1 protein-coding gene is annotated in these 270 nt (G+C 71.1%); it reads right to left on the bottom strand.

What is annotated here, in order from left to right; all coding sequences use genetic code 11:
- On the bottom strand, nucleotides 1-270 hold a 270-nt coding region (locus CVH10_RS20880; protein WP_181244608.1), incomplete at both ends, for a transposase.

The raw sequence follows: 270 nt of genomic DNA, 5'->3' as shown, positions 1-270 counted from the left end.
ATATAGGCCAGCACGTCGGGCTCGGCAGCGTCCATCAGGGCGGCGAGCTTGGGCACCTTGGGGCGGAGCTGGTCGGCCACCCGCCGCCATTGCTGACGGGCCGCCTCGGCATCATCCTGGGCGAAGGCGGTGGCGATGAAGGCTGAGACGACGCGGCGGCCCGAGCGGCCGGCATGGGCGAGCACGTTGCGCATGAAGTGGACGCGGCAACGCTGCCAGGTGGCGCCGACGACGCGGGTGATGGCGGCCTTCAAGCCCTCATGCGCATCG

The organism is Halomonas sp. ND22Bw, assembly GCF_003011945.1.
Lineage (GTDB): Bacteria > Pseudomonadota > Gammaproteobacteria > Pseudomonadales > Halomonadaceae > Halomonas > Halomonas halophila.
The sequence above is the reverse complement of the archived record's forward strand: the minus strand, read 5'-3'. Positions and strand labels throughout refer to the sequence as shown.